Source organism: Ferrimonas pelagia, from assembly GCF_039543565.1.
Taxonomy (GTDB): domain Bacteria; phylum Pseudomonadota; class Gammaproteobacteria; order Enterobacterales; family Shewanellaceae; genus Ferrimonas; species Ferrimonas pelagia.
In genome coordinates this window covers 1-1,624 of the sequence record NZ_BAABJZ010000046.1, presented here as the reverse complement: position 1 = coordinate 1,624, position 1,624 = coordinate 1, and the positions used below count along the sequence as shown (strand labels likewise).

Annotated in this window: 2 rRNA genes; both read right to left on the bottom strand. The window is 49.4% G+C overall.

Annotation, left to right across the window (positions count from 1 at the left end):
- Positions 1-1,332: 1,332 nt before the first annotated feature.
- Positions 1,333-1,447 (bottom strand): 5S ribosomal RNA (gene rrf, locus ABEA08_RS09560).
- Between the two features lie 59 nt (positions 1,448-1,506).
- Positions 1,507-1,621: ribosomal RNA gene (gene rrf / locus ABEA08_RS09555) — 5S ribosomal RNA — on the bottom strand.
- Between the last annotated feature and the right edge of the window lie 3 nt (positions 1,622-1,624).

The following is a 1,624-nucleotide window of genomic DNA, read 5'->3' as shown; positions in this document are numbered from 1 at the left end:
GGCATTAAGAAATGATGATTTCTCAATCCTGCGTGAGTGCCCACACAGATTGTCTGACAAATTGTAAAAGAGCGCTTAAGTCATGCTGACTTAAGGTTCGCTTCGTTGCCGAAGCAGGAGGCGTATATTACGCTATTCTCCGTCGCCGTCAATAAAGTTTTTATTTTATTTTCGGCCGTCTCAACCGCTAGGTTGTTCGGTTATCACTGCGTGATTAGTTCGCTGTGCCCCGTCGACAGATGTGCATTATAGGGAGCGGATCTTTTCTCGCAACCCCTTATTGGCCATTCAGTTCCGTTCGTTCAAAGACACAGCCAATACAGAGTTACCCAATGAGTTATCCACAGATTTAAGGGCCAACGCACGACAAGAACGCCACAACGAATGAACACCGACTCACTTTTCTGGTTCGCTCTTGCCATATCCTTGCTGCGCAACAAACACCACCTGTGCAAAATTAACCCACCCCGCCAGTCATTGAAACGAAAAACCCCATGGCTAGGCACTCAAAAGCGAGCATCCATTCGCCTTAAAGAATAAGCATCATGAAGATCAACGTAGCTTTTTCGTTTAGCCCCCCCAAAAAATAGCGAGGCCAACGGCACTTTCTTACCCAACGTTCAGGCCTTTCACTCGTGACTTGTCCCCCAGTGACAACCTCAGCGCAATAAAACATATCCACACCGGAGATCAAGCCAAAGCACACCTTCGATCCAAGCCGACAACTGAAGCCAGCCAAGGCACATCCGGCTCCCTTGATGCAATGCCGCGCCTCTCTTGCTACCGGTCCCGCACTGCCGAATGTGTACAAAATTAGCTCTCGATTAATTGGGTCGAAAAATAACACTATCGCCGCAAAGTGAATTACCGTGCACGCGCGATCGCTAGGCATTGAAGCCCGAGCAAAGGACAGGTTCGGATATTCATACTCAAAGTCAGGAAAAGCCCATAATAAAAATGAGACTCTAGAAGCAAAATGGCGGGAATAGAGAGTGGAAGTATAGCTGGGCGAATACGGGATTCACTGACGCGCCAAGACCCTAGCAGAAATATAGGCAGCCAGAACCCGAATCAAAACCAAGAATAGGGTGAACTACGCTCTCTGGTGGAGTGTCACTAAAGACACATAGGGAAAACACCCAACCGTTCGATTCAGCCATTTTATGGATCGGTCTCCGCCGACAGCCGACGGGCCAGACTGCCATCAGCGCGATAGCGTTTCACTTCGGTGCTCTGAACACGCCCAGCATAGGCGCGGGGTGATTCCGAGACGCAAATGGGCCTCATACGAAAAAAGCCCATCCGTTAGGATGGGCTTCATTCTTAATATGTGTCTGGCGATGACCTACTCTCACATGGGAACTCCCACACTACCATCGGCGCGATTGCGTTTCACTTCTGAGTTCGGCATGGGATCAGGTGGTGCCACAATGCTATTGTCACCAGACAAAACTGGGTGATGCATTTCAGCATCGTTACTGTCGTAACAGTAACCTTAAATTAGGCGCTTGGCGGTGACCTACTCTCACATGGGAACTCCCACACTACCATCGGCGCGATTGCGTTTCACTTCTGAGTTCGGCATGGGATCAGGTGGTTCCACAATGCTATTGCCACCAAGCAA